This window comes from Pseudomonas gozinkensis, from assembly GCF_014863585.1.
Lineage (GTDB): Bacteria > Pseudomonadota > Gammaproteobacteria > Pseudomonadales > Pseudomonadaceae > Aquipseudomonas > Aquipseudomonas gozinkensis.
The window spans coordinates 2,206,538-2,233,283 of sequence record NZ_CP062253.1 but is presented as its reverse complement, the minus strand read 5'-3'; the positions used below and the strand labels follow the sequence as shown (position 1 = coordinate 2,233,283).

Annotated in this window: 22 protein-coding genes and 4 tRNA genes; 2 read left to right on the top strand and 24 right to left on the bottom strand. The window is 61.2% G+C overall.

Annotation, left to right across the window (positions count from 1 at the left end; all coding sequences use genetic code 11):
• Nucleotides 1-48: 48 nt before the first annotated feature.
• The 14 genes from purF to leuC all read right to left on the bottom strand — a co-directional run bounded on the left by purF (nt 49) and on the right by leuC (nt 16,292).
• On the bottom strand, nt 49-1,554 hold the full coding sequence (gene purF / locus IHQ43_RS09930; RefSeq protein WP_007956466.1) for an amidophosphoribosyltransferase: 1,506 nt from the start codon (nt 1,552-1,554) through the stop codon (nt 49-51).
• Between the two features lie 41 nt (nt 1,555-1,595).
• Nucleotides 1,596-2,156, bottom strand: a complete 561-nt coding sequence (locus tag IHQ43_RS09925) for a CvpA family protein (RefSeq protein WP_039771589.1) — start codon at nt 2,154-2,156, stop codon at nt 1,596-1,598.
• A gap of 98 nt (nt 2,157-2,254) precedes the next feature.
• Complete coding sequence (locus tag IHQ43_RS09920) at nt 2,255-2,917, bottom strand: SPOR domain-containing protein (RefSeq protein ID WP_192564194.1); 663 nt, start codon at nt 2,915-2,917, stop codon at nt 2,255-2,257.
• Nucleotides 2,901-4,208, bottom strand: coding sequence for a bifunctional tetrahydrofolate synthase/dihydrofolate synthase (gene folC / locus IHQ43_RS09915; RefSeq protein WP_192564193.1), 1,308 nt, complete (start codon nt 4,206-4,208; stop codon nt 2,901-2,903). The genes IHQ43_RS09920 and folC overlap by 17 nt, the downstream gene beginning before the upstream one ends.
• Entirely contained in the window at nt 4,205-5,125 is a 921-nt protein-coding gene (gene accD, locus IHQ43_RS09910; protein ID WP_192564192.1) for an acetyl-CoA carboxylase, carboxyltransferase subunit beta, read from the bottom strand. The genes folC and accD overlap by 4 nt, the downstream gene beginning before the upstream one ends.
• Before the next feature lie 192 nt (nt 5,126-5,317).
• Nucleotides 5,318-5,932: a phosphoribosylanthranilate isomerase gene (locus IHQ43_RS09905; protein ID WP_192564191.1), complete on the bottom strand. Its 615-nt coding sequence runs from the start codon at nt 5,930-5,932 to the stop codon at nt 5,318-5,320.
• Nucleotides 5,933-5,996: 64 nt separating this feature from the next.
• Complete coding sequence (truA, locus tag IHQ43_RS09900; RefSeq protein ID WP_192564970.1) at nt 5,997-6,821, bottom strand: tRNA pseudouridine(38-40) synthase TruA; 825 nt, start codon at nt 6,819-6,821, stop codon at nt 5,997-5,999.
• 150 nt (nt 6,822-6,971) lie between these two features.
• A complete protein-coding gene (locus tag IHQ43_RS09895; protein WP_192564190.1) occupies nt 6,972-9,641 on the bottom strand; it encodes a motility hub landmark protein FimV in 2,670 nt (889 codons plus the stop codon).
• A 209-nt stretch (nt 9,642-9,850) separates the two neighbouring features.
• Complete coding sequence (locus tag IHQ43_RS09890) at nt 9,851-10,861, bottom strand: aspartate-semialdehyde dehydrogenase (RefSeq protein WP_192564189.1); 1,011 nt, start codon at nt 10,859-10,861, stop codon at nt 9,851-9,853.
• A 112-nt stretch (nt 10,862-10,973) separates the two neighbouring features.
• Entirely contained in the window at nt 10,974-12,086 is a 1,113-nt protein-coding gene (asd, locus tag IHQ43_RS09885) for an aspartate-semialdehyde dehydrogenase (protein ID WP_007956451.1), read from the bottom strand.
• A 66-nt stretch (nt 12,087-12,152) separates the two neighbouring features.
• Entirely contained in the window at nt 12,153-13,235 is a 1,083-nt protein-coding gene (gene leuB / locus IHQ43_RS09880; protein ID WP_192564188.1) for a 3-isopropylmalate dehydrogenase, read from the bottom strand.
• A 69-nt stretch (nt 13,236-13,304) separates the two neighbouring features.
• Entirely contained in the window at nt 13,305-14,072 is a 768-nt protein-coding gene (locus IHQ43_RS09875; RefSeq protein WP_192564187.1) for a class I SAM-dependent methyltransferase, read from the bottom strand.
• A gap of 145 nt (nt 14,073-14,217) precedes the next feature.
• Nucleotides 14,218-14,862: a 3-isopropylmalate dehydratase small subunit gene (leuD, locus tag IHQ43_RS09870; RefSeq protein ID WP_007956446.1), complete on the bottom strand. Its 645-nt coding sequence runs from the start codon at nt 14,860-14,862 to the stop codon at nt 14,218-14,220.
• A gap of 11 nt (nt 14,863-14,873) precedes the next feature.
• Nucleotides 14,874-16,292: a 3-isopropylmalate dehydratase large subunit gene (gene leuC / locus IHQ43_RS09865; protein ID WP_007956445.1), complete on the bottom strand. Its 1,419-nt coding sequence runs from the start codon at nt 16,290-16,292 to the stop codon at nt 14,874-14,876.
• A 140-nt stretch (nt 16,293-16,432) separates the two neighbouring features.
• Between leuC and IHQ43_RS09860 the strand changes: the two genes are divergently transcribed.
• Together IHQ43_RS09860 and IHQ43_RS09855 are read left to right on the top strand one after the other, a co-directional pair.
• Complete coding sequence (locus IHQ43_RS09860; RefSeq protein ID WP_007956444.1) at nt 16,433-17,323, top strand: LysR family transcriptional regulator; 891 nt, start codon at nt 16,433-16,435, stop codon at nt 17,321-17,323.
• A 68-nt stretch (nt 17,324-17,391) separates the two neighbouring features.
• Nucleotides 17,392-20,670 carry a bifunctional diguanylate cyclase/phosphodiesterase gene (locus tag IHQ43_RS09855; RefSeq protein ID WP_192564186.1) on the top strand — a complete coding sequence of 1,093 codons (3,279 nt, stop codon included), beginning with the start codon at nt 17,392-17,394 and terminating at the stop codon, nt 20,668-20,670.
• A 46-nt stretch (nt 20,671-20,716) separates the two neighbouring features.
• Here IHQ43_RS09855 and IHQ43_RS09850 read toward each other — a convergent pair whose 3' ends face one another.
• The 10 genes from IHQ43_RS09850 to gltX all read right to left on the bottom strand — a co-directional run bounded on the left by IHQ43_RS09850 (nt 20,717) and on the right by gltX (nt 26,569).
• On the bottom strand, nt 20,717-21,160 hold the full coding sequence (locus IHQ43_RS09850) for an Hsp20 family protein (RefSeq protein WP_192564185.1): 444 nt from the start codon (nt 21,158-21,160) through the stop codon (nt 20,717-20,719).
• 119 nt (nt 21,161-21,279) lie between these two features.
• Complete coding sequence (locus tag IHQ43_RS09845) at nt 21,280-22,239, bottom strand: tRNA dihydrouridine synthase (protein WP_192564184.1); 960 nt, start codon at nt 22,237-22,239, stop codon at nt 21,280-21,282.
• A 35-nt stretch (nt 22,240-22,274) separates the two neighbouring features.
• Nucleotides 22,275-22,736 carry an acyl-CoA thioesterase gene (locus IHQ43_RS09840; protein ID WP_127797473.1) on the bottom strand — a complete coding sequence of 154 codons (462 nt, stop codon included), beginning with the start codon at nt 22,734-22,736 and terminating at the stop codon, nt 22,275-22,277.
• A gap of 47 nt (nt 22,737-22,783) precedes the next feature.
• On the bottom strand, nt 22,784-23,617 hold the full coding sequence (locus IHQ43_RS09835) for an alpha/beta fold hydrolase (RefSeq protein ID WP_192564183.1): 834 nt from the start codon (nt 23,615-23,617) through the stop codon (nt 22,784-22,786).
• 30 nt (nt 23,618-23,647) lie between these two features.
• The gene (locus IHQ43_RS09830) at nt 23,648-24,187 is read right to left on the bottom strand and encodes a TetR/AcrR family transcriptional regulator (RefSeq protein WP_039770145.1); all 540 of its coding nucleotides are present in this window, start codon (nt 24,185-24,187) and stop codon (nt 23,648-23,650) included.
• A gap of 183 nt (nt 24,188-24,370) precedes the next feature.
• Nucleotides 24,371-24,446 (bottom strand) — tRNA-Glu (locus IHQ43_RS09825).
• A 78-nt stretch (nt 24,447-24,524) separates the two neighbouring features.
• Nucleotides 24,525-24,600: transfer RNA gene (locus IHQ43_RS09820), tRNA-Ala, on the bottom strand.
• A gap of 53 nt (nt 24,601-24,653) precedes the next feature.
• Nucleotides 24,654-24,729: transfer RNA gene (locus IHQ43_RS09815), tRNA-Glu, on the bottom strand.
• Between the two features lie 79 nt (nt 24,730-24,808).
• Nucleotides 24,809-24,884 (bottom strand) — tRNA-Ala (locus tag IHQ43_RS09810).
• 203 nt (nt 24,885-25,087) lie between these two features.
• A complete protein-coding gene (gltX, locus tag IHQ43_RS09805) occupies nt 25,088-26,569 on the bottom strand; it encodes a glutamate--tRNA ligase (RefSeq protein WP_007956429.1) in 1,482 nt (493 codons plus the stop codon).
• Between the last annotated feature and the right edge of the window lie 177 nt (nt 26,570-26,746).

Sequence of the window (26,746 nt, the reverse complement as noted above, 5' to 3'; positions counted from 1 at the left end):
AAAGTCTTTCGCCAGATACAAAACCGGCCCCTAAGGGCCGGTTGAAACTCAGTTGTTGTACAGATCGATGATCGCACTGACCGCCTGGGTCTTGACCTTCGAGGCATCATTGCGTGCCTGTTCGATCTTGTTCAGGTAAGCCTCGTCGACGTCACCGGTGACGTACTTGCCGTCGAACACTGCGCAATCGAAGTTTTCGATCTTGATCTTGCCGCCGCCGACCGCTTCGATCAAGTCAGGCAGGTCCTGATAGATCAGCCAGTCGGCGCCGATCAGGTCAGCCACGTCCTGGGTCGAACGATTGTGTGCGATCAGCTCGTGAGCGCTCGGCATGTCGATGCCATACACGTTCGGGAAGCGTACAGCCGGAGCCGCCGAGCAGAAGTAGACGTTTTTCGCGCCGGCTTCACGGGCCATCTGGATGATCTGCTTGCAGGTGGTGCCACGAACGATCGAGTCGTCCACCAGCATCACGTTCTTGCCGCGGAATTCCAGCTCGATGGCGTTGAGCTTCTGGCGTACCGATTTCTTGCGTGCGGCCTGGCCGGGCATGATGAAGGTACGGCCGATGTAACGGTTCTTGACGAAGCCTTCGCGGAATTTCACGCCCAGATGGTTGGCCAGCTCCAGCGCCGCAGTGCGGCTGGTGTCCGGAATCGGGATGACCACGTCGATGTCGTGCTCTGGACGCTCGCGCAGGATCTTCTCCGCCAGCTTCTCACCCATGCGCAGACGGGCCTTGTAGACCGACACGCCGTCGATGATCGAATCCGGACGCGCCAGGTAGACGTGTTCGAAGATGCACGGGGTCAGGGACGGGTTGGTCGCGCACTGACGAGTATGCAGCTTGCCGTCTTCAGTGATGTAGACCGCTTCACCCGGTGCCAGGTCGCGAATCAGGGTGAAGCCGAGCACGTCCAGCGAAACACTTTCGGAGGCGATCATGTACTCGACGCCTTCGTCGGTGTGACGCTGGCCGAACACGATCGGGCGGATGCCGTGCGGGTCACGGAAACCGACGATACCGTAACCGGTCACCATCGCCACGACCGCGTAACCACCGACACAACGGTTGTGCACGTCGGTCACGGCAGCGAACACGTCTTCTTCGGTCGGTTGCAGCTTGCCGCGCTGGGCCAGCTCGTGCGCGAACACGTTGAGCAACACTTCCGAATCGGAGCTGGTGTTGACGTGACGCAGATCGGATTCGTAGATCTCTTTGGCCAACTGTTCAACGTTGGTCAGGTTACCGTTGTGCGCCAGGGTGATGCCGTACGGCGAGTTGACGTAGAACGGCTGAGCCTCAGCCGACGTCGAGCTGCCGGCAGTCGGGTAACGGACGTGGCCGATACCCATGTGGCCGACCAGACGCTGCATGTGACGCTGTTGAAACACGTCACGCACCAGGCCATTGTCCTTGCGCAAGAACAACCGGCCATCATGGCTGGTCACGATACCGGCAGCGTCCTGGCCGCGGTGCTGGAGCACGGTTAGCGCGTCATACAGCGCCTGATTGACGTTCGACTTACCGACGATACCGACGATGCCACACATGCGACGCAACCCCTACTTAATGGATCTGAACTGAACAACACTCACTGAGGCGTTTTGGCCGACGGCAAGAGTTGCTCCTTGAACGGAATATCAGCGGGTACGCTGATTCCGCTGGCAAGCCACTGACTGCTCCACCCGAGAATCAGGTTCTTGGACCAGTCTGCGACCAATAGAAACTTTGGCACGAGCTGTGATTCTTTCCACCACCCGTCCTGCTGTACCGGCCCCAGGCTCAACAGCCCGACCGCCACGACCACCAGCAACACGCCACGCGCAGCGCCGAAGGCCATGCCGAGGAATCGATCGGTCCCGGACAACCCGGTGACGCGAACCAACTCGCCGATAAGATAATTGATCATTGCGCCCACGATCAGTGTGGCGACAAACATGATGGCACAGCCCGCGATCACGCGAGCCGACGGTGTTTCGATGTATCCGGCGAGGTACTCGGACAGTGAGCCACCGAACATCCAGGCAACGGCTCCTGCGATGATCCAGGTCACCAGCGATAATGCTTCCTTGACGAAGCCGCGGCTCAAACTGATCAAAGCGGAGATGGCGATGATTGCAACGATCGCCCAGTCAACCCAGGTAAATGGCACAGTGCAGCCTACAGACGGATAAGGCGGCGCATTTTAGCAGAGCGCATGGCTGTCGGTAAGCTGCGATTTTCAGTGCATTTCTATCGAAGTGATAGATATCAGCCGCGTTCGGGCTGGAAGCGCACCACAAACCCCTTGAGGTTCTGCTGGCGGCTCAACAGATCACGCAGACGATCGGCTTCGGCACGCTCGATCAGCGGACCGACGAACACCCGGTTCTTGCCATCGGCAGAACGGATGTAAGCGTTGTAGCCCTGGCTGCGCAGGGTTTTCTGCAGGCTTTCGGCGCTGGCGCGACTCGACAGACTGGCCAGTTGCACCGACCAGCTCACCGACAAGCCATTGGCATCGACGCGGCTTTGCGTGGTATCCGGTTTGGCAGACAGCGCAGCGATCGGCTGGGCCGGAGCCGTGGTTGGCTTGGCCACGGGAGCGGGAGCCGGTGAAACCGGTTTGGCGACCGGTGCCGGAGCCGGGGCTGGCGCGGCGGAAGCAATCGGTGCCGTTGGTGCCACCTGCTCGGCGACTTCATCATCGCTCGGCACTGGCTCTTGCGGCAGAACCTGCGGCTCGGGCACGGCCACGGTTTCCATCTGGATCTGCGCCACGGCAGGCGCCTGAGGCGCGGCCGGCGCATCGACGGTCACCTGACGCTGCTCATCCTGACGGGAAAACAGCATCGGCAGGAAAATCACCGCCAGCGCCACCAGCACCAGGGCACCGACCATGCGCTGTTTGTACGCTTTATCCAGCAAAGCCATTTGCCGCTTCCTCCGTGGAGCGCCGAGACAGCCATTCGAGGGCCTCGGCGACACAATAAAATGATCCGAACAGCAAGATCTCGTCGTCGCTGGTGGCCACTGCACACTGCCCTTCCAGCGCAGCCGCCACGCTGCCATAAGACGTGACCGAGGCGCCAAGGTTCTGCAATGCAACATTCAATTCAGCCACCGGACGCGCGCGCGGCGAATCCAGCGGCGCCACCGCCCAATGCTGGACGCTGACGTTCAATTCACCGATGACACCGTCCAGATCCTTGTCCGCCAGCAGGCCGAATACCGCCAGACGCTTGCCGACCGGCGGACGTGCAGCCAGACGCCGCGCCAGATACTCCGCCGCATGCGGGTTATGGCCAACGTCCAGCAGCAGGTTCAAGCGCTTGCCATTCCATTCGAACGAACGACGATCAAGACGACCGACCACGCGAGTCGCCTGCAACGCCGCAACAATCTGCCCGGCATCCCATGGCAAACCGAGCAGCAGATAAGCCTGCAACGCCAGCGCGGCGTTTTCCATCGGCAGATCAAGCAGCGGCAAATCGCGTAGCTCGACGACCTGACCGTCAGCATCGGTACCGCGCCATTGCCAGAACTGATCCGTGATACCCAGATCGAAATCGCGCCCGCGCAGGAAAAACGGACAAGCAAGCTCGCGCGCCTTGTCCAGCAGGGGTTGCGGAGGATTCAGATCGCCGCACAGTGCAGGTTTGCCCTGACGGAAAATCCCGGCCTTCTCGAAGGCCACGGATTCGCGAGTGTTGCCAAGGTAATCGGCATGATCGACACCGATGCTGGTGACCAGCGCGATATCGGCATCCACCACGTTGACCGTGTCCAGACGCCCGCCCAGCCCGACTTCCAGCACCACCGCATCGAGCCCGGCCTGTTGAAACAGCCAGAACGCCGCCAGGGTGCCCATTTCGAAGTAAGTCAGGGAAGTGTCGCCGCGCCCCGCCTCGACCGCCGCGAAGGCTTCGCACAGCTGCGCGTCAGTGGCTTCGACGCCATTGAGCTGCACCCGCTCGTTGTAGCGCAGCAGGTGCGGAGAATTGTAGATACCGACGTTCAAGCCCTGCGCCCGCAGCAATGAAGCCACGAAAGCGCAGGTCGAACCCTTGCCGTTGGTGCCGGTGACCGTAATCACCCGTGGCGCCGGCTGGCCCAGTCCCATGCGGGACGCTACCTGTTGCGAACGCTCCAGCCCCATGTCGATGGCCGATGGATGCAACTGCTCAAGGTAGGCGAGCCACTCGCCAAGGGTGCGCTCGGTCATACGTTGGCAGGCACCGGCGGAACGACGATCGGTTCGATCGGCGCGGCAACGAAGGTCGGGGTCGGCTTGCCGGTCAGTTGCGCCAGCAGGTTGCCCAGACGCGGACGCAGCTCACGACGGTCGATGATCAGGTCGATGGCGCCGTGCTCCAGCAGGAACTCGCTGCGCTGGAAGCCTTCCGGCAGTTTTTCACGCACGGTCTGCTCGATCACGCGCGGACCGGCGAAGCCGATCAGGGCTTTAGGCTCGCCGACGATCACGTCACCCAGCATCGCCAGACTGGCGGAAACGCCGCCGTAGACCGGATCGGTGAGCACGGAGATGAACGGAATGCCTTCTTCACGCAGACGCGCCAGCACGGCCGAAGTCTTGGCCATCTGCATCAGCGAGATCAGGGCTTCCTGCATCCGCGCACCACCGGAGGCGGAGAAGCAGATCATCGGGCAACGGTGTTCCAGTGCGTAGTTGGCAGCGCGCACGAAGCGCTCACCAACGATGGCGCCCATGGAACCGCCCATGAAGCTGAATTCGAACGCCGAAACCACGACAGGCATGCCCAACAGGGTGCCGCTCATGGAGACCAGTGCGTCTTTCTCGCCGGTCTGCTTCTGGGCAGCGACCAGACGATCCTTGTACTTTTTGCCGTCGCGGAATTTCAGACGGTCAACCGGCTCAAGGTCAGCGCCCAGTTCGGCACGGCCTTCGGCGTCCAGGAAGATGTCGATGCGCGCACGTGCGCCGATGCGCATGTGGTGGTTGCACTTAGGGCAAACGTCCAGGGTCTTTTCCAGCTCCGGACGATACAGCACAGCCTCGCAGGACGGGCATTTGTGCCACAGACCTTCAGGGACCGAGCTCTTCTTGACCTCGGAACGCATGATCGAAGGGATCAGCTTGTCTACCAACCAGTTGCTCATGCTTTCTTTCTCCAGTACCGGCGGCCCGAACGCTCTGGTTCGCGGCCCCGCGTATGCCCTTCAGCTAAATTCATGTGTGGCGATGATCGGCCGGGCTGCCGGGTCAGCGGAACTGACCTGCGTACACCCCGAAAAGACCCTCAGCCTCTTTTCTACAGAGCTGTGGACGGCGGCAGTCTGCCAGCCGTCACATCAGCGTACGGCGTTGATGAATGCACGAATCTTTGCGTGATCCTTGATGCCCTTGCTTGCCTCCACCCCGCCGCTGACATCCACGGCATACGGCCGCACCCGGGCAATCGCATCGGCGACGTTCTCCGGCGTCAGGCCGCCGGCCAGAATCAACGGTTTGCTCAAACCCTGCGGAATCAATGACCAGTCGAACGCCTCGCCGGTTCCGCCAGGCACGCCTTCGACATAAGTGTCGAGCAGCACGCCGCTGGCGCTTGGGTAGGCATCGCAGGCAGCGGCAATGTTATCGCCCGCCTTGACCCGCAAGGCCTTGATGTACGGCCGATGCCAGGCTTCACAATCGGCGGCGGTTTCGTCGCCGTGGAACTGCAACAGATCCAGCGGCACGGCATCGAGGATTTCCCCGAGCTCGCAGCGGCTGGCATTGACGAACAACCCGACCGTGGTCACGAACGGCGGCAAGGCGGCGATGATCGCCCGCGCCTGCTGCACGGTCACGGCCCGGGGACTTTTAGCGTAGAACACAAAACCGATGGCATCGGCCCCGGCCTCGACGGCTGCCAACGCATCTTCTATGCGGGTAATCCCGCAAATCTTGCTGCGAACGGCTGACATGTCGATAAAAACCCCAAGGCAAATCCGAGAAAGTCCCGGATGGTAACAAATGCGTTCGAGGGCGTCAGCCGTCAAGTTCCGAGAAACCCGTAAGGAAATGTGGCCCGATGAAACGCTCGGGCAACGGGAACTCGTCGTGGTACTCGACCTGTACCAGATACAGGCCGAACGGATGCGCCGTGACCCCGCCGGAACGCCGCTCGCGACTCTCCAGCACTTCTTTCATCCACTCCACCGGCCGCTCGCCGGCACCGATAGTCATCAGCACACCGGCGATGTTGCGCACCATGTGGTGCAGGAACGCGTTGGCGCGGATGTCCAGCACGATCATTTTGCCGTGACGGGTCACGCGCAGGTGGTGCATCTTCTTGATCGGCGACTTGGCCTGGCACTGGCCGGCACGGAACGCACTGAAATCATGGGTACCGATCAGGTACTGCGCGGCTTCGGCCATACGCTCAACGTCCAGCGGACGGTGATTCCAGGTGATCTCTTCGTTGAGATGCGCCGGGCGGATCTGATCGTTGTAGATCACGTAGCGATAGCGCCGGGCAATCGCCTTGAATCGTGCATGGAAATGCGCCGGCATGATCTTGGCCCAACTGACACTGATGTCATGGGGCAGATTGATGTTGGCGCCCATGACCCAGGCTTTCAGCGAACGGTCGACCTGGGTGTCGAAATGCACCACCTGCCCGCAGGCATGCACACCGGCATCGGTGCGCCCGGCACATTGCAACGAGATCGGCGAGTCGGCGACCTTCGACAGGGCTTTTTCCAGGGTTTCCTGCACGGTGAGCACACCGGTGGACTGGCGCTGCCAGCCGCTGTAGCGCGAGCCCTTGTATTCAACGCCCAGCGCGACGCGGAAAAAGCCTTCGGGTGCCATTTCGGCGGCCGGGTTATCTATGTTTGCCAAGTCGGTACAGCCTGCTGATCTACAAAGGCGGGCATTATAAGGCGGCGGGACGGGGAAACCAGACCCAAACAAAAACGGCAGCCTCATGGGCTGCCGTTTTGTTTACCGCTGAATGCCGACTCAGGCCAGATGCGAAAGCATTTCGCTCGCTTCGCTCTTCTGCTTGTCGTTCCCCTCGCTGATGACTTCATTGAGGATGTCGCGCGCACCGTCGTTGTCACCCATGTCGATGTAGGCCTGAGCCAGATCGAGCTTGGTAGCGGCTTCGTCGGTACCGGCCAGGAAGTCGAAGTCATCCTCACCCAGATCATCGCCCAACGCGGCATCAGCCTCGGTGAAGCTTGGCTCGTTGATGCTGCTAGACAGGCGATCCAGCTCGGCGTTGACGTCGTCCAGTTCGGCGGCGAACGCATCCGGCTCGGCAGGCGCCGCGTCCATTTCATCAGCCAGGGACAGGTCGAAATCGGCTGGCAACTCCAGGTCGTCCTGCGGCACGTCGGCCACGGCCGGGGTTTCGACCAGCGGCAGATCCTTCACGCCCTCGTCCAGATCCAGCAGGAAGTCATCGTCTGCCAACTCGACCGGCGCAGGCGCAGGATCGGCACCGAGGTCCAGATCCAGATCGAAGTCCGACAGGTCGTCGAGGTTTTCCTTGATGTCGGTCTGCTGTTGCAACACCGACTCGAAGCTCAGATCGTCATCAGTCGGGAACGCGTCCAGCTCGACCGGCGCCTCCGGCTCGACAGCCGCCACAGGTTCTACTGGCGTGATGTTGTCGAGATCGTCGAGGCTCAGGTCGAAAGCGCTGTCCAGTTCGTCATCAGCCGCAGCAGGCGCTTCAGGCTCGTCGAGCAACAGCTCCTTGACGTAATCCTCGTCCAGCTCGGCGGCAAGGGCCGCCGCCGCCAAGCCGCCGGCAGCGACGACCGCCATGGCCGGGAAGCGGCTTTTCAGCTCTTCGACCTTGGCGAAGTTGTCGCCATTGGCAACCAGTTGGCGCTCCTGACCGACGAACGCATCGCGATCACCCTGGCGACCGTAAACTTCCATCAGTTTCAGACGCAGATCACTGCGCTGCGGCTCCAGGCTCACGCCCTCCTCCAGCAACGCGGCGGCTTGATTCAGACGACCGCCGTCGATGTGCGACTGTGCCTTGTCCAGCACGTCGTCGGAACGCTCGGCGGCCGGCGCCACCAGCGGCGCGGCGATCGGCTCGACCATCACGACTGGCGCAACTACAGCAGCAGCGGCGGCAGGCGCCGGAGCTGGAGCTGGAGCTGGAGCTGGAGCTGGAGCTGGAGCCGGGGTCAGCTTGACGCTGGCGGCTGGCACTTCCAGGCCTTCGAAACTGCTTTCCGGCAGATCGAGGTCCTGGGAGAAGGATTGCTCCTCCAGGGCACGGGCCATGCGCAGATGTTTATCGGCTTCCTGTTGCGCCTTGCGGCGACGAGCCAGCAGCAACAGCAGGAGCAGCAGAACCACCGCACCGCCACCGACCAGACCCAGCAGGATCGGATTGGTCAGCAGTTCATTGAAGGTTTTCTCGTCATCGGCAGCCGGTTTGGTTTCAACCACAGGCTCGACAACCGGCTCGACCGGGGCCGGAGCAGCAGCCTCAGGCGCAGGCGCGGCGGGTGCCGCTTCTGCCGGAGTAGCCGGCGGCGTGGCAGCCAGTTCCGCGGTGATCGCTGGCACCACTGGCGCAGTGGCAGCGGTCGCGGGAGCAGCGCCCGAACCTTCGGCCTGCATTTTTGCCAGTTGATTGTTCTTCAGCTCGATCAGGCGTTGCAGCTTGTCCAGCTGGCTTTGCAGATCGGCCATGCGGCTTTTCAGTTCTTCGTTATCGCGACGGGTGGTGTCGAGACTTTCCTGAGTGACCGCCAGTTTGTTGCTCAGAGCCTTGGCATCGCCGGCCGGGCCCTTGCCACGCGCCTTGGCGCTTTCGGCGGACACCAGGCTCAGGTTGTCTTTGGCGTTTTGCGCAGCACCGGTATTGGCGCGGCCACGATTGGTCGCATCGAGCTGCTGCTGACCGGTGCCCGGCTTGGCCACATAACGACGGCCCTGACGCCAGGCTTCGTTCTGCGCCGCCACTTCGGCAATCGCTTTGGACTGCGGCAGCGCGGTACTTTGCACCTGATCCGGCAGACGCAACACCTGACCGGTTTTCAGGCGGTTGATGTTGCCGCCAATGAACGCGTCCGGGTTCAGGGCCTGGATCGCCAGCATGGTCTGCTGTACCGAACCGCCGGTGCGCGCCTTGGCAGCGATCTCCCACAGGGTGTCGCGCGGCGTGGTGGTATGGGTCGAATGCGTGGCGCCAGTGGTCGGTGCAGTGATGGTTTGCGCCGGCGCAGGCTGAGCGGCGGCATCAGCGGTCTGCGGCGAGAACTTCGACGGATCCAGCAACACGCTGTAATCACGCAGCAGACGACCGTTCGGCCACATCACCTGTACGAGAAATTTCACCATCGGTTCCGACAGCGGCTTGCTCGAGGTCACGCGCAGCACGCTCTTGCCGCTGGCGTTGAGCACCGGGGTGAACGTCAGATCATTGAGGAAGGCCTGGCGATCGACGCCGGCCTTGGCGAAATCTTCAGGCGAAGCCAGGCTCGGCACCACTTCGGCAGCGGTCAGATCCTTGACATCGAGCAGCTCGATTTCCGCCACCAGCGGCTGGTTCAGGGTCGACTTCAGGGTCAGCTCCCCGAGCCCGAGGGCATGCGCCATACCGGAGGACAGCGCCGAGGCGGCCGCTATTGCTAACACCAGTTTGCGAACTTGAACCATAGCCTCTTCCTTTGTTTGAACGTTCCTCGGCCAGCGAGAAGATGTTGAATATCGCTGCCGTAAGGCATTGCGCGCGACGACGACTGCATGCCGCGCGCGATCATTTCTTTGATGCCCCGGAAAGTCCCGGAGGGTGACACGTCATCGAGTGCTCCGGCCAAGCATAGCGCCCGGCTAGAATCAGTCGACAAATTGTTGCCAAGTATCTTTTACAGCAGGTCTTTTATCAACAACTCGGCGACCTGCACGGCGTTGAGGGCCGCACCTTTGCGTACGTTATCTGACGTCAGCCACAGATTAAGTTCCGACGGCTCGTCGACACCGGCGCGCACGCGCCCGACGTAGACCACGTCCTGCCCCACCGCGTCACCAACGGCGGTTGGATAATCTCCGGCCTCGACCAGCTCGATGCCCTCGGCGTCCTCAAGTGCGGCGTTGACCTTTTCCAGGTCGACCGCGCTCGCTGACTGCAAGGTCACGCTAAAGCTATCGCCAAAAAACACCGGGGCTTGAACGCAAGTTGCGGAAATCTTTAATAAAGGCTTGGCCAGCACCTGACGCAGCTCGCGCACCAGACGTTTTTCCAGCAGCGTATGGCCTTGCGCGTCGGGCGTACCGACCTGAGCCAGCAGGTTGAAAGCCATCTGCCGATCGAAGAATGTCGGCTCCAGCGGACGCATGTTCAGCAGCTCGGCGGTCTGGCGCGCCAGCTCGGTCACGGCTTCGCGGCCCTGGGCGGAAACCGCCAGATTGGCGGTGACATGCACATATTGCAGCTCGATCAGATCGAGCAACGGTGCCAGCACCACGGCCAATGTGGTGGCCGACGGGCTCGGACTGCTGACCTGGAACGGCACTTCCAAACCGACCAGTACATTGGCATTGGCTTCCGGCACCACTTGCGGCGCCTGATCCGCCGGCAACGCACCGGACAGGTCGACCAGCGAACAACCCGCCGCGTGAGCGCGGGCAGCGTAACTCAGGGTGATGGCCGGCCCGGCGGCGAAGAACGCAAGCTTGACCTTGCTGAAATCGAACTCGTCGACTTCACGCACGCGCACGTTCTTGTTGCGAAACAGCACGGAGCTACCGGCGGATTCGCTGCTGGCCAACAGGTGCAAGGTGCCGACCGGGAAGTCGCGCTCTTCAAGAATCTGCACCAGGGTTTCGCCGACAGTACCGGTGGCGCCGATCACGGCAATATCAAGGGTCTGGGTCATGTTGCTACCTCTGGCGAAACGGGGGGAGCGGCACTTTACCGGGTGGCCGCCACGCAGGCAAAAAAAACCCGCGCCTCTTGCAAGGCACGGGTTCTTTCATTGCATCAAGCGATCAACGCTCAAGCAGGATCCGCAGCATGCGACGCAGCGGTTCGGCCGCGCCCCACAGCAGCTGGTCGCCGACGGTGAAAGCACCGACGAACTGCGAACCCATGTTCAGCTTGCGCAGACGACCGACCGGTACGTTCAGGGTGCCGGTGACTTTCGTCGGGCTCAGCTCCTGCATGCTGATTTCGCGCTGGTTCGGCACCAGTTTGACCCAAGGGTTGTGCTGGCTGATCAGCCCTTCGATGTCGGCGATCGGCACGTCCTTGTTCAGCTTGATGGTCAGTGCCTGGCTGTGGCAACGCATGGCGCCAATGCGCACGCAGATGCCATCGACCGGGATCGGGCTCTTGAAGCGGCCGAGGATCTTGTTGGTCTCGGCCTGGGCCTTCCACTCTTCGCGGCTCTGGCCGTTCGGCAGTTCCTTGTCGATCCACGGGATCAGGCTGCCGGCCAGCGGTACACCGAAGTTTTCGGTCGGGTACGCATCGCTGCGCATGGCTTCGGCCACACGACGGTCGATGTCGAGGATCGCGCTGGCAGGATCGGCCAGTTGATCGGCGACAGCGGCGTGGGTCGCGCCCATCTGCTTGATCAGTTCACGCATGTTCTGCGCGCCGGCACCGGAAGCCGCCTGATAGGTCATGGCGCTCATCCATTCGACCAGACCGGCCTCGAACAGACCGCCCAGGCCCATCAGCATCAGGCTGACGGTGCAGTTGCCGCCGATGTAGTTCTTGGTGCCCGCGTCCAGCTGCTGGTCGATGACCTTGCGGTTGACCGGGTCGAGGATGATGACGGCGTCGTCGTTCATCCGCAGGCTCGAGGCCGCGTCGATCCAGTAACCCTGCCAGCCGGCTTCGCGCAGCTTCGGGAACACTTCGCTGGTGTAGTCGCCGCCCTGGCAGGTCAGGATCACGTCGAGGGTCTTCAGCTCTTCAATGCTGTAAGCGTCCTTGAGCGGAGCAATGTCCTTGCCCACGGACGGGCCTTGGCCACCGACATTGGAAGTGGTGAAAAACACCGGCTCGATAAGATCGAAATCCTGCTCTTCCAGCATCCGCTGCATGAGCACGGAACCGACCATGCCGCGCCAACCGATCAGACCTACACGTTTCATCGCAACTACACCTTCTTGAAAAGTGGGCCGCTGCTTTGTATTGAATTTCGCAGCGGGCCCGAGAGATTACAGATTCCGCAGCGCGGCGACTACTGCGTCACCCATTTCCTGCGTACCGACTTTAGTGCAACCGGTCGAAAAGATGTCGCCGGTGCGCAGACCTTGATCCAGCACCACGCTGACCGCTTTCTCGATGGCATCCGCCGCTTCGTGCAGATTGAAGCTATAACGCAACATCATCGACACCGACAGAATGGTCGCCAGCGGGTTGGCGATGCCTTTGCCGGCGATGTCCGGCGCCGAACCGTGGCAAGGCTCGTACATGCCCTTGTTGTTGGCGTCCAGCGAGGCCGACGGCAGCATGCCGATGGAGCCGGTGAGCATCGACGCTTCGTCGGACAGGATGTCGCCGAACATGTTGTCGGTGACGATCACGTCGAACTGCTTCGGCGCACGCACCAGTTGCATGGCGGCGTTGTCGACGTACATGTGGCTCAGCTCGACGTCCGGGTAATCCTTGGCGACCTGCTCGACCACTTCACGCCACAGTTGGCTGGACGCCAGCACGTTGGCCTTGTCCACCGAGCACAGCTTCTTGCCACGAACCATGGCCATGTCGAAACCGACACGGGCGATGCGGCGTATTTCGCTTTCGCTGTAAGGCAGCGTGTCGTAGGACTGGCGCTCGCCGTTTTCCAGAGTACGGGTGCCGCGTGGCGCGCCGAAGTAGATGCCGCCGGTCAGCTCACGGACGATCAGGATGTCCAGGCCGGCAACGATTTCCGGTTTCAGGCTCGAAGCGTCAGCCAGTTGCGGGTACAGAATCGCCGGACGCAGGTTGCCGAACAGACCCAGTTGCGCACGGATCTTCAGCAGGCCGCGCTCAGGGCGGATGTCACGCTCGATGGTGTCCCATTTCGGGCCGCCCACGGCGCCCAGCAACACCGCGTCGGCAGCACGGGCACGATCGAGGGTTTCGTCGGCCAGCGGCACGCCGTGCTTGTCGATGGCGGCGCCACCGATCACGTCATGGCTCAGCTCGAAGCCCAGGCTGTACTTGTCGTTGGCCAGTTCCAGCACCTTGACCGCTTCGGCCATGATTTCCGGACCAATACCGTCGCCTGGGAGAATCAGAATCTGCTTGCTCATGCTTTCCTCGTGTCTTCAGTCGGTGCGCCATCGGCTGGCGCGCCCGGAAAAATACTTATCGTTTCAGGATTACTTTTCAGCCCAGAGCACCAGTACATCTGTACTGAACGAACCATCGGCCTCAATCTCAAAATATTCGCGCACTTCGTTGCCCATCGATTGCTGCAACTGGCGGATCGCGGCGCGCATCACTTCGGGTGTGCGCATGCGCTCGACCCAGCTGTTGTACTCCAGACGCAGGCGCTGACGCGAGGTGCTGCGGGTGTGCAGACCGGCTTCACTGACCTGACGCAACCACTCACCGGCCGAATAATCGCGCACATGGCTGGTATCGCGCAGCACTTCGACACTCTGCAAATAGGTGTCGAACAGCGGACTGCCCGGCGACAGCACATCGATGAACGCCGCCACGCCGCCCGGCTTCAGCACCCGACGCACTTCGCGCAAGGCCACGCCGAGATCGCTCCAATGGTGCGCCGAATAGCGGCTGAACACGAAGTCGAACTCACCATCGATAAACGGCAGACGCTCGGCGGCGCCGTTGACCGTGGACACGTTGCTCAAGCCGCGATCAACGGCAGCGGCGGCGACCACGTCGAGCATCTGCTGCGACAGGTCGTACGCCACCACTTCCTTCACCAACGGAGCGACGTGAAAACTCACGTGCCCGGCGCCGCATCCCAGGTCCAGCACCCGCGCCTCGCCCTGCCCCGCCAGTTCAGCCTGCAGCAGCGCAAATTCAGTGCCTTGAGCGTGAACGGCGCTGCTCAGGTAGGCGGCGGCCTGTTCACCGAATTGCTTTTGTACAACCTGACTGTGCTGGGCGGTGCTGGTCATGAGTACTTCCCTTTGATTTTGGGTTGCTTGGTCTGCCCCCATCGCTGGCAAGCCAGCTCCCACAATGTTTGCGGTGTTCATCAAACCTGTGGGAGCTGGCTTGCCAGCGATGAGGCCAGACCTGACTACATCAATCTCGAATCAATCACGCGTCGCGGAACAACCACGGCTGACTCGCGCGATGCTTCGCTTCAAACGCGGCAATCGCATCGCCGTCCTGCAAGGTCAGGCCGATGTCGTCCAGGCCGTTGAGCAGGCAGTGTTTGCGGAAAGCGTCGATCTCGAAGCGATAGACCTTGCCATTTGGGCTGGTCACGGTCTGCTCGTGCAGATCGATCTGCAACTGATAGCCCGGCGCGGCCTCGACTTGCTTGAACAGCTCGTCGACTTCTGCGTCGCTCAGGATGATCGGCAGCAAGCCGTTCTTGAAGCTGTTGTTGAAGAAGATGTCGGCGTAGCTCGGCGCGATGATGCTGCGGAAACCGTACTCTTCCAGCGCCCACGGCGCGTGCTCACGGCTGGAGCCGCAACCGAAGTTCTCGCGGGCCAGTAGCACGCTGGCGCCTTGATAACGCTCGGCGTTGAGCACGAACTCCTTGTTCAGCGGACGCTTGGAGTTGTCCTGATACGGCTGACCCACATCGAGGTAACGCCACTCGTCGAACAGGTTCGGACCGAAACCGGTGCGCTTGATCGACTTCAGAAACTGCTTCGGAATGATCTGGTCGGTGTCGACGTTGGCACGATCCAGAGGCGCGACGAGACCAGTGTGCTGGGTAAAAGCTTTCATGCTGCGCTCCTTTAGATCAATTCACGAACGTCGATGAAACGACCGTTCACCGCCGCCGCAGCGGCCATGGCCGGGCTGACGAGGTGGGTACGGCCACCGGCGCCCTGACGGCCTTCGAAGTTACGGTTGGACGTCGAGGCGCAATGCTCGCCGGACTCCAAGCGGTCCGGATTCATCGCCAGGCACATCGAGCAACCCGGCTCACGCCATTCGAAACCGGCTTCGAGGAAGATCTTGTCCAGACCTTCGGCCTCGGCCTGCGCCTTCACCAGACCCGAGCCCGGAACCACGATGGCCTGCTTGATGGTCGACGCAACCTTGCGGCCCTTGGCGATCACCGCGGCAGCGCGCAAGTCTTCGATCCGCGAGTTGGTGCAGGAGCCGATGAATACGCGATCGAGTTGAATGTCGGTGATCGCCTGATTGGCGGTCAAACCCATGTATTTCAAGGCACGGACGATCGAGTCGCGTTTGACCAGATCCATCTCTTTGGCCGGGTCCGGCACGTTCTGATCAACGGCCAAGACCATTTCCGGCGAAGTGCCCCAGCTGACCTGCGGCTTGATCTGCGCGGCGTCGAGCTCGACCACGGTGTCGAAATGCGCGTCGGCGTCGGACACCAGATCTTTCCAGGACTCGACAGCCAGATCCCACTCGGCGCCTTTCGGTGCGAAAGGACGACCGTTGACGTAATCCACAGTCTTCTGATCCGCCGCCACCAGGCCCACGCGGGCACCGGCTTCGATGGACATGTTACAGATGGTCATGCGGCCTTCGATGGACAGGTCGCGAATCGCGCTGCCGGCGAACTCGATGGCATGGCCGTTACCGCCAGCGGTGCCGATCTTGCCGATCACCGCGAGTACGATGTCCTTGGCGGTCACGCCGAACGGCAACTGGCCTTCGACGCGCACCAGCATGTTCTTCATTTTCTTGGCGACCAGGCACTGGGTGGCGAGCACATGCTCGACCTCGGAAGTGCCGATCCCGTGGGCCAAGGCGCCGAACGCGCCGTGGGTCGAGGTGTGCGAGTCGCCGCAAACCACGGTCATGCCCGGCAAGGTCGCGCCCTGCTCCGGGCTGATCACGTGAACAATGCCCTGGCGCACGTCGTTCATCTTGAATTCGACGATGCCGTATTCATCACAGTTATCGTCGAGGGTCTGAACCTGCAAACGCGAGACCTGGTCGGCAATGGCTTCGATGCCGCCCTTGCGCTCCGGGGTGGTCGGTACGTTGTGGTCCGGGGTGGCGATGTTGGCATCGATGCGCCACGGCTTGCGCCCGGCCAGACGCAGGCCTTCGAAGGCTTGCGGCGAGGTCACTTCGTGGATGATGTGACGATCGATATAGATCAGCGCCGAGCCATCGTCGCGCTGCTTGACCAAATGCGAATCCCAGAGCTTGTCGTAGAGCGTTTTGCCGGCCATCAGACGGTTCCTCATCAGCTTGTTTCTATGCCCTGGGCTTATCAATAACCCTTTGGCTTGTGAGGCCGATCCTATGAGGTTAGATTAAATAACTCAAATTCATATTTTTTATGCTTTGGATAACCAACTGGAATACGAACATGGACCTGGCCAACCTCAATGCTTTTATCGCGATTGCCGAGACCGGAAGCTTCTCCGGCGCCGGTGAACGGCTGCACCTCACGCAACCGGCGATCAGCAAACGCATCGCCGGGCTGGAGCAGCAATTGAATGTGCGGCTGTTCGACCGGCTCGGTCGTGAAGTGGGCCTGACCGAGGCCGGCCGGGCCCTGCTGCCACGGGCTTATCAGATTCTCAATGTGCTCGACGACACCCGCCGCGCCCTGACCAACCTGACCGGCGAAGTCACCGGTCGTCTGACCCTGGCCACCAGTCACCACATCGGCCTGCATCGCTTGCCACCCTTATTAAGGGAATACACCCGTCGTTACCCACAGGTGGCGCTGGATATTCAGTTCCTCGATTCGGAAGTGGCCTACGAGGAAATTCTCCATGGTCGGGCAGAACTGGCAGTCATCACCCTGGCGCCGGAACCGCACACGCTGGTCAAGGCCACGCCGGTCTGGGATGACCCGCTGGATTTCGTGGTCGCCCCGGAGCATTCATTGATCAGCAACGGCGCCGTCACATTGGCGGACATTGCCGGCCATCCGGCGGTTTTCCCCGGCGGCAACACCTTTACCCACCATATTGTGCAGCGGCTGTTCGAGGCTCAGGGCCTGACGCCGAACATCGCCATGAGCACCAACTACCTGGAAACCATCAAGATGATGGTGTCGATCGGCCTGGCCTGGAGCGTTCTGCCGCGCACGATGCTCGATGAACAGGTGGCACGCATACCTTTACCGGGCATACAGCTCAGTCGCCAGCTAGGCTATATCCTGCACACTGAAAGGACGCTGTCGAATGCTGCAAGGGCGTTTATGGCCCTGCTGGACGCTCAAATCGATCTGCCAGGGACTCTCGGCTAACTTGTGCTACTCCTATAGAGCTGCCGTCCCTGTGCCAAACGCCCCAATCAGCTCAAGGCCTCTCGACAATGCCGAAATCTGTTGACCGTATTCCGCCGATGCCGCGTATTCAGGCCATTGATCCACGGCGTTCCGAACAGAGCTGGGAGAGCGCGCCACAATTGCTCGCGGCGCTCAACGGCGCCCGGCTCGGCGCCTGGTATTGGGACATCGAGCGCGGCCAGATCAGTTGGTCGCGCGGCACTCAGGCCTTGTTCGGCTTCGATCCGCGACAACCGCTGCCCGAAGACCTGGAATACCTCGACTTGTTGCCGCCGGAAGACCGGGCGAAAACCATCCGCGCCTTCCACGCCGTAATCGCCGGCGCGCCGCTGGAACAGGCGATGCACCACCGCATCCGCTGGCCCGACGGCAGCCTGCACTGGCTGGAGATCAACGGCAGCCTGCTGCCGGACAAACACGGCCGGCCCCGAATGATCGGGGTGATCCGCGAAATCACCCACCAGCGTCAGCGGGAACAGGCCCTCAGCAGCTCCGAAAAACGTTTCGCCACGCTGTTCCACCTCTGCCCGAACATGGTCCTGCTGACCCGCCAGGAAGACGGCCTGATCAGCGAGGCCAACCAGTACTTCGAAAGTCTGTTCGGCTGGCCGGTGCAGAGCGCCATCGGCCGCACCACCCTGGAACTGGGCCTTTGGGTACATCCCGAGCAACGGGCGGAGCTGGTCAAGAAGACCAAGGCCAAGGGCGAACTGGTCAGCATGGAAGTGCAGTTCCGCGCCAGCAACGGCCAGATCCACGACGGCATCCTCAGTGCGCAAAAGGTCGAACTCGAAGGCCAGCCGTACCTGCTCAGCACCTTTCTCGACACCACCGAACGCAAAGTCGCCGAACATGCCCTGAAAGACAGCCAGGAACGCCTCGACCTCGCGCTGGATTCGGCGCAGCTCGGCACCTGGGACTGGCACATTCCCAGCGGCATGCTCTACGGCTCGGCCCGCGCTGCGCAATTACACGGCCTGGAGCCGAAACCGTTCCATGAATCGTTCGAAGAGTTCTTCGAGGGCGTCCCCGGCGAAGAGCGCGACAGCATGCGCGACGCCTATCGCAGCCTGCGAGAAGGCCCGGCCGGCAATTATCAGCTGACTTACCGCGTGCAACTGCCGGACGGCAGCTCGCGTTATCTGGAAAGTCGCGCCCGCCTCTATCGCGACGACAACGGCGCGCCGCTACGCATGGCCGGCACCCTGCTGGACATCACCGATCAGGTTGAACGCGAGCAACGATTGGTGGCTTCGGAAGAGAAATTCGCCACGTTGTTCCAGGTCAGCCCCGACCCGATCTGCGTGACCCGACAGGAAACCGGGGAATTCATTGAGATCAATTCCAGCTTTTCCCAAACCTTCGGCTGGAGCGCCACTGATGTGATCGGCCACACCGCCGAAGAAATCGGCCTGTGGGACGCCTCGGCAAAAAGCCTGCAACGCATCGAACGGGTGATCCGCGAACAGGGCCTGAGCAATGTCGCGATCATCGTCCAGCACAAGGACGGTCAGTCGCTGACCTGCGTGATTTCCAGCCGCCAGATCAGCGTCGGCAACCAGCCGTGCATCGTCACCACGCTGCGCGACATTACCCAGCAACAGCGCTCGGAAGCGGCGCTCAAGGCCAGCGAAGAGAAATTCGCCAAGGCGTTTCACTCCAGCCCCGACGCGATCACCATCACCGAGCGCGATACCGGGCGCTATCTGGAGGTCAACGACGGTTTCTGTCGCCTCACCGGCTATCGCGCCGACGAAGTGGTGGGAAAGACTGTGTATCAGGTCGGCATCTGGGCCGAGGAAAAACAGCGCTCGGCACTGCTCGCCGAGCTGCAGATCAAGGGCCGCGTGCACCATCAGGAAATGCTCGGGCGCAACAAGCGCGGCGAGATACTGACGGTGGAAGTCTCGGTCGAACCGATCACTCTCAACGAAACCGCCTGCCTGTTACTCACGGCGCGGGACGTCAGCCTGCTGAAGAACGCCGAAGCGCAGATCCGCCATCTGGCTTATCACGATCCGCTGACCAACCTGCCCAACCGCGCGCTGCTGATGGATCGCCTGAGCCAGCAGATCGCCCTGCTCAAGCGCCACAACCTGCGCGGTGCGCTGCTGTTTCTCGACCTGGATCACTTCAAGCACATCAACGACTCGCTGGGGCACCCGGTCGGCGACACGGTGCTGAAAATCATCACCGCGCGGCTTGAGGCCAGCGTGCGCATGGAAGACACCGTGGCGCGGCTCGGTGGCGATGAGTTCGTGGTGCTGCTCAGCGGTCTGGAAGGCACGCGCAATGAAGTCAGCGTTCAGGTGCGCGAGCTGGCCGACACCATTCGTGAACTGCTGTCGGAGCCGATGTTCCTCGACGGCCAGCGCCTGCAAGTGACGCCGAGCATCGGCGTGGCGCTGATTCCCGATCACGGCTCGACTCCGACCGACCTGCTCAAACGCGCCGACATTGCGCTGTACCGGGCCAAGGATTCGGGACGCAACACCACGCAGATGTACCACAACACCATGCAGAAAGCGGCCAGCGAACGGCTGCGGATGGAAACCGACCTGCGCCTGGCGCTGTCCCGGGGCGAATTCGACGTGCACTACCAGCCGCAGATCGACGCCCAGGACAACCGCATCATCGGCGCCGAAGCCCTGGTGCGCTGGAATCACCCGGAACTCGGCGCGCAATCGCCCACCGAATTCATCAAGGTGCTGGAGGACAGCGGGCTGATTCTGGAGGTCGGCACCTGGATCCTCGATGAGGCGTGCGAAGCCTTCAAGCAATTGATCGCCGAAAAGCTGATCGATCCTCTGGCCTTCAGTCTGTGCGTGAACATCAGCCCCCGGCAGTTTCGCCAGAACGACTTCGTCGAGCGTATCGAGCGCAGCATGAGCAGCCACGGCCTGCCCTGCTCGCTGCTGAAACTGGAGATCACTGAAGGCATCGTCATACAGAACCTGGAAGACACCATCAGCAAAATGCGTCGCCTGAAAAAACTCGGCGTGAGTTTTGCCATGGACGATTTCGGCACCGGTTATTCATCGCTGACCTATCTGAAACGATTGCCGGTGGACACGCTGAAGATCGATCAGTCGTTCATCCGCGACGCCACCACCGACCCCAACGACGCCGAGATCATCCGCGCCATCGTCGCCATGGCCCGCAGCCTGGAACTGGAAGTGATCGCCGAAGGCGTGGAAACCCCGGAGCAACTGGCCTTCCTGCAAGGATTGGGCTGCCATTTGTATCAGGGTTATCTGCACAGCCGGCCGTTGCCACTGGAAGGGCTGAAAGGATTGCTGGAATAACGAGCACAAAAAAGGGCGCCTTTCGGCGCCCTTCTTATCGTTCGGCTTATTGCAGAGCCGGCTTCTGCACCCCGTTGATCGGGATGCGCTTGGCTTTCGCCTCTTCCGGGATCACGCGCAACAGGTCGATGCTCAACAGACCGTTGCTCAGGCCGGCGGCCTTGATCTCGATGTGATCGGCCAGGCGGAACGACAACTTGAATGCACGCTGGGCGATGCCCTGGTGCAGGAAAGTGACGCCTTCGTTGGCATCACGTTTGCCGCCACTGATGGTCAGCACACCTTTCTCGACTTGCAGCTCCAGGTCTTCTTCCTGGAAACCGGCTGCCGCCACGACGATGCGGTATTGATCGTCACCGTGTTTTTCGACGTTGTAAGGCGGATAGGTGCTGCCTGGCTCGTTGCGCAGGGCAGTTTCGAACAGGTCGTTGAAACGGTCGAAGCCTACCGAGGAACGGAACAGTGGTGCGAGGGAAAATGCAGTACTCATGGTTCAAATCTCCTGAAAACAATCAGCAAGTTTTTTGTCTCCGCGACCCGAATTCGGCATCGCGTAACCCTTAGATAGGGACCTGCGTTATGTTTTCAAGAGATCGTTTGAAGATTTTTTCAGGCCGCTTCGGCGACCGGCAAACCCAGTAAACGCGAGACCTGATCCGGCTCGGTCTCCCGGCGCAGCACGGTAAACAGCTCGGCGGCCTCAGGATAATTGCGGGTCAACATGGCCAGCCACTGCTTCAAACGGCCCGGCGATTGGCGCGGCGTCATTTGCGCTTTGGCTTGCAGCCAGAAGTCCTGGATCAGCGGCATCAGCTCGACCCACGTCATCTCGACGACTTCCTCGCCGGCACGGGCGGCGGCGATCTGCCTGGCCAGATCCGGACGCGACACCAGACCACGACCGAGCATGATGTCTTCGACGCCGCTGATTTCCCGACAGCGGCGCCAGTCTTCGACGCTCCAGATATCGCCGTTGGCGAACACCGGCACCTTGACCACGTCCTGCACGCGCGGGATCCACTCCCAATGGGCCGGCGGCTTGTAACCGTCGACCTTGGTCCGGGCGTGAACCACGATGTGCTCGGCACCGCCCTCGGCCAGCGCGGTGGCGCACACCAGCGAGCCGTCCGGGCTGTCGAAACCCAGGCGCATCTTGGCGGTGACGGGAATGTGTGCAGGAACGGCGCGACGCACGTGCTCGACGATCTGGTTGAGCAGCTCCGGCTCCTTGAGCAGTACCGCGCCGCCACGGGACTTGTTGACGGTCTTGGCCGGGCATCCGAAGTTCAAGTCGATCACTTCAGAACCCAGCTCGCAGGCCAGCGCCGCGTTTTCCGCCAGGCACACCGGATCGGAACCCAGCAATTGCACACGCAATGGCACACCGGAAGCCGTGCGCGCACCGTTGAGCAGTTCGGGGCCGAACTTGTGGAAATAGGCCGGGGTCAGCAACTGGTCGTTGACCCGGATGAACTCGGTCACGCACCAGTCAATACCGCCGACACGGGTCAGGACATCGCGCAGGATGTCGTCGACCAACCCTTCCATCGGCGCCAGAGCAATTTGCATGGGAAACACACACTCAAGGAAAAACGTGCGGCAGTTTACTGGGTTTCGCGGGTTAAACCCATGTCCGCCGTCTGTATGGCCGGACCGTAGCCTTCGATGAACTCGGCAGGCATGCGCTTGGGCTTGCCGGTGGACAGTTCGATGCAGACGAAGGTGGTCTGCGCGCGCAGCAGCGTGGCGTTGTCGCTGGGGCGAATCAGCTGGAAGTGACGGGTCATTTTCAGGCGCTGATCCCAATCGACGATCCACGTCGCCAGTTGCAGTTCATCGCCTTCGTAGGCGGCGGCCAGATAGTCGATTTCGTGCCGCACAACAGCCATTGCCCGATCCAGACGTCGGTACTCCACCAGATCCAGACCCAGGCGCTGCGAATGGCGCCAGGCGCAACGTTCGAGCCAGGTCACGTAGACCGCGTTGTTGGCGTGGCCCAGCCCGTCTATGTCCTCGGCGCCCACTTGCAGATCAATGGTAAACGGCGTTGCCCGATCCCAGCCCATGCCCTACTCCCGGTCAAATGATTCAACCGGGGCAGTGTAACGGATGACTACGCCGATTGCCGCGCCTGAAGGCTGCGCCCGGCCAGCAGTGATAACACGCCATCAATCACCCGAGGGTCGGCCAGTACGCGCTGATGGCCGCCGGCTTCCAGGCGCAGCAGTCGGCTGTCGAACCAGGATTCGTGGATCAGTTGGGATTCCTTGACCGGGACAAAGGTGTCGTCCTCGGCATGCACGATCAGGCCCGGCATATCCAGTTGATAGTGGGCGACATCAAGGGTGGCGGCGCGCATACCGACGTCCTGTTCGACTTGCCGAATGAACGCCGAACGCGCTCTGGGCGGCATGCCGACGTAACGGGCAAATCCGCGCAACACACCAAGAATCCGCGCCGGAGCGGCAATGCTGACCAGGGTTTCGGTGCGCAAGCCCAATTGCACCGCGAGCATGGCGCTGGCGCCGCCCATGGAGTGACCGATGACCGCTTGCAACGGCGGCAATTCGGCAGCGGCTTCAAGCATCGCCCGGGCGAACAGCACCACGTTGGCTTCGCGCCCCGGCGAGCGTCCGTGGGCGGGACCATCAAGCGCTACAACGGTGTAACCCGCGTCGACCAGTGCAGTAATCAACGCGGCAAACTGGGTGGGTCGCCCTTCCCAACCGTGCATCAGCAAAACCGTCGGACCTTGCCCCCAACGCAGGGCCGAGAGACCAAAACGCAGGGTAATGCGTTCTGATTTCGCCAGCAGCGGCAATTCCCAGTCCCGCGGTGTATTCGCGCGCGGCGTCATGAACGCCAACCGCATTTTGCTCGCCACCAGTTTCGGTGCGAACCAGCCCAAGGTGCCATTAACGCCGCGAACCCACTTCAACGTGCTCATCGCTCTCTCCCCGGGCTTGTAGCCTTCAGGTCAACGCACCGCCGACTTGGCAGCGCGCAGCAATCGATCGGATAAATCCCCAGGGCCCAACGCCCTTGCGAGCGCCAGACCACCCACCATCAGGGCCACATCGGCCAGTGCTTTGTCGGTGTCTTCCGGCGCTGCGGCCAACTGCGCAATCATTAATTCCAGATGCTCGTTCAACGCGATCCGGAACGCCTCCGGCAGACGGCCCAACTCGCCGATGGAGGCCGGAATCGGGCAGGCCGAATCACTGGAATCGCGATGCTTGCGCGACAGGTAGAACGCAGCCACCAGGGCGCGGCGCTCTTCGCCGGTCAGCTCGCTGTCCATGTCGGCAATCAGGTCGCGACGGCGACCGAGCAATTGCTTGAACGCCTCAAGCATCATCGCGTCCTTGCTTTCGAAGTGTGCGTAGAAACCACCGACGGTCAGGCCGGCCGCACCCATCACTTCGCCCACGCTCGGTTCAGCCGGGCCACGCTGGATCAGTGCAGCACTGGCGGCCTTGAGAATGCGTTCGCGGGTTTGAGCTTTCTTGTCGTTCATCGTCGCCTCCGAATATTACGATAGCAATATTATTCTCATAATAATATTCCGCAAGTCACAAGCGTGACCGCTGGTCTGAAGCACAGTGTTAAGGAAAAAGAGGATTTGGCCAAACGCCAGACAAACAAAAGGGCCATTCAATAATTGAATGACCCTTATAAAATCCCGCAGAGCGGGTAATCGTGGCGTCCCCTAGGGGACTCGAACCCCTGTTACCGCCGTGAAAGGGCGGTGTCCTAGGCCACTAGACGAAGGGGACACAAACCTTCTATACAACTGATCAGCGCTGAGTACTGATCGATTCAAGGCCGGTGTGGCCAGACCTTGAACTGTAAATTGGTGGAGCTAAGCGGGATCGAACCGCTGACCTCCTGCATGCCATGCAGGCGCTCTCCCAGCTGAGCTATAGCCCCGGATTTTTCGCCTCTCGGCGGAGCGACGTTTTGCAACATCACTTCTGTAAAACTGGCGTCCCCTAGGGGACTCGAACCCCTGTTACCGCCGTGAAAGGGCGGTGTCCTAGGCCACTAGACGAAGGGGACGCAAACCCTTCTATACAACTGATCAACGCTGAGTGTTGATCGCTTCGAAGCCGGTGTGGCCAGGCTTCGAAGTGTAAATTGGTGGAGCTAGACGGGATCGAACCGTCGACCTCTTGCATGCCATGCAAGCGCTCTCCCAGCTGAGCTATAGCCCCTCATCGTTGATGTCATCGCTGAGGACGGGGCGAATCTTAAGGGCGTATCGAAAGGCTGTCAAACTTATTTTTTGAAAAAATTCAAAATTTTTTGTCGGCATAACAATCACTTACCGCCCTCCCCCCGTAAATTCGGGGGAAAACGCCGAAGGACGGGATCAAAAGATCCTGACCTTCGGTGCGTCCTGCAGAGTCAAACGCAATCAGGCGATGGCGCCCAACAGCTTTTCCCACTCTTTGTTTTCTTTCTTCGAAACGCCGCCCAGCAGGTCAATCGCCTGGCGCAGACGGAAACGGGTCAGGTCCGGCCCGAGGATTTCCATCGCATCGAGCACCGACACCGAACTCGCCTGCCCTGTGATTGCAGCAAACATCAGCGGCATCGCGTCACGCAACTTCAGCTCGAGGGATTCAACCACCGCCTGAATCGTCGCGGTGATGCTGTCCTTCTCCCACTGACGCAGGCTTTCCAGTTTCCACAGGATCAACTGCATCAGTTGACGAACCTGATCACCCGAGAGCTTCTTCGACTCGAACAGCTTGGCATCCGGGTTCACGCCACCGGCGAAGAAGAACCCGGCCAGCGGTGCAACCTGGCTGAAGGTTTCGACACGGCCCTGAACGTGCGGTGCGATCTTCATCATGTATTCGGAATTGAACGCCCACTTCTGTACCCGCGCGGCAAACTCTTCCACCGGCAGATCACGCAGCCACTGGCCGTTGAGCCACGACAGTTTCTCGATATCGAAAATCGGACCACCCAGCGACACACGCTTGAGGTCGAAGTTGTCGACCATTTCCTGCAGCGAGAACTTCTCGCGCTCGTCCGGCATCGACCAGCCCATGCGGCCCAGGTAGTTGAGCATCGCCTCAGGCATGAAGCCCATGCGCTCGTAGAATGTCACCGAAGTCGGGTTCTTGCGCTTGGACAGCTTGCTCTTGTCCGGGTTACGCAGCAGCGGCATGTAACACAGCTCCGGCTGTTCCCAGCCGAAGTACTCGTAAAGCAGGATCAGTTTCGGCGCCGACGGCAGCCATTCTTCGCCACGCAGAACGTGAGTGATGCCCATCAGGTGATCGTCGACCACGTTGGCCAGGAAGTACGTCGGCAGGCCGTCGGTCTTCATCAGCACTTGCATGTCCATGCGATCCCAAGGGATCTCGACATCGCCACGCAGCATGTCCGGGACCACGCACACGCCTTCGCTCGGCACTTTCATGCGGATCACGTGCGGCTCGCCAGCAGCCAGACGACGGGCGACTTCTTCCTTGGACAGCAGCAGCGCACGGCCGTCGTAACGCGGAGTTTCGCCGCGAGCCATTTGCTCGGCGCGCATCTGGTCCAGCTCTTCAGCGGTGCAGAAGCACGGGAAGGCGTGGCCCATGTCGACCAGTTGCTGGCAGTACTTCTGGTAGATATCGCCGCGCTCGCTTTGACGGTACGGGCCGTGCGGGCCGCCGACGTCCGGGCCTTCGCTCCAGTCGATACCCAGCCAGCGCAGGGCGTCGAAGATCTGCTGTTCGGACTCGCGGGTCGAACGCAACTGATCGGTGTCTTCGATCCGCAGGATGAACTCACCGCCGTGCTGCTTGGCAAAGCAGTAGTTGAACAGTGCGATGTAAGCGGTACCTACGTGGGGATCCCCGGTAGGCGATGGCGCGATGCGAGTGCGGACGGTGGTCATGGCATGTCTCGAAAAGAATGAAAAGCAAAGAACGATCAAGCGGCGAATGGTAACAGGCGACACCCGCCCCGCTCCAGCGGGCAGGGCATTTAAGCCAAGGTTGCGTCTGGAACGCCCGTTGGCCGTGATGAATGGCCGAATATCAACAGACGGCATTTACCGTTCATCGGCTGTATG

Excerpts from the sequence above, each read along its gene's own strand:
- purF (WP_007956466.1), bottom strand. The coding sequence starts at position 1,554 with ATGTGTGGCATCGTCGGTATCGTCGGTAAGTCGAACGTCAATCAGGCG.
- IHQ43_RS09920 (WP_192564194.1), bottom strand. The coding sequence starts at position 2,917 with ATGGCTTTGCTGGATAAAGCGTACAAACAGCGCATGGTCGGTGCCCTG.
- folC (WP_192564193.1), bottom strand. The coding sequence starts at position 4,208 with ATGACCGAGCGCACCCTTGGCGAGTGGCTCGCCTACCTTGAGCAGTTG.
- accD (WP_192564192.1), bottom strand. The coding sequence starts at position 5,125 with ATGAGCAACTGGTTGGTAGACAAGCTGATCCCTTCGATCATGCGTTCC.
- IHQ43_RS09905 (WP_192564191.1), bottom strand. The coding sequence starts at position 5,932 with ATGTCAGCCGTTCGCAGCAAGATTTGCGGGATTACCCGCATAGAAGAT.
- truA (WP_192564970.1), bottom strand. The coding sequence starts at position 6,821 with ATGGCACCCGAAGGCTTTTTCCGCGTCGCGCTGGGCGTTGAATACAAG.
- IHQ43_RS09895 (WP_192564190.1), bottom strand. The coding sequence starts at position 9,641 with ATGGTTCAAGTTCGCAAACTGGTGTTAGCAATAGCGGCCGCCTCGGCG.
- IHQ43_RS09890 (WP_192564189.1), bottom strand. The coding sequence starts at position 10,861 with ATGACCCAGACCCTTGATATTGCCGTGATCGGCGCCACCGGTACTGTC.
- asd (WP_007956451.1), bottom strand. The coding sequence starts at position 12,086 with ATGAAACGTGTAGGTCTGATCGGTTGGCGCGGCATGGTCGGTTCCGTG.
- leuB (WP_192564188.1), bottom strand. The coding sequence starts at position 13,235 with ATGAGCAAGCAGATTCTGATTCTCCCAGGCGACGGTATTGGTCCGGAA.
- IHQ43_RS09875 (WP_192564187.1), bottom strand. The coding sequence starts at position 14,072 with ATGACCAGCACCGCCCAGCACAGTCAGGTTGTACAAAAGCAATTCGGT.
- leuD (WP_007956446.1), bottom strand. The coding sequence starts at position 14,862 with ATGAAAGCTTTTACCCAGCACACTGGTCTCGTCGCGCCTCTGGATCGT.
- leuC (WP_007956445.1), bottom strand. The coding sequence starts at position 16,292 with ATGGCCGGCAAAACGCTCTACGACAAGCTCTGGGATTCGCATTTGGTC.
- IHQ43_RS09860 (WP_007956444.1), top strand. The coding sequence starts at position 16,433 with ATGGACCTGGCCAACCTCAATGCTTTTATCGCGATTGCCGAGACCGGA.
- IHQ43_RS09855 (WP_192564186.1), top strand. The coding sequence starts at position 17,392 with ATGCCGAAATCTGTTGACCGTATTCCGCCGATGCCGCGTATTCAGGCC.
- IHQ43_RS09850 (WP_192564185.1), bottom strand. The coding sequence starts at position 21,160 with ATGAGTACTGCATTTTCCCTCGCACCACTGTTCCGTTCCTCGGTAGGC.
- IHQ43_RS09845 (WP_192564184.1), bottom strand. The coding sequence starts at position 22,239 with ATGCAAATTGCTCTGGCGCCGATGGAAGGGTTGGTCGACGACATCCTG.
- IHQ43_RS09840 (WP_127797473.1), bottom strand. The coding sequence starts at position 22,736 with ATGGGCTGGGATCGGGCAACGCCGTTTACCATTGATCTGCAAGTGGGC.
- IHQ43_RS09835 (WP_192564183.1), bottom strand. The coding sequence starts at position 23,617 with ATGAGCACGTTGAAGTGGGTTCGCGGCGTTAATGGCACCTTGGGCTGG.
- IHQ43_RS09830 (WP_039770145.1), bottom strand. The coding sequence starts at position 24,187 with ATGAACGACAAGAAAGCTCAAACCCGCGAACGCATTCTCAAGGCCGCC.
- gltX (WP_007956429.1), bottom strand. The coding sequence starts at position 26,569 with ATGACCACCGTCCGCACTCGCATCGCGCCATCGCCTACCGGGGATCCC.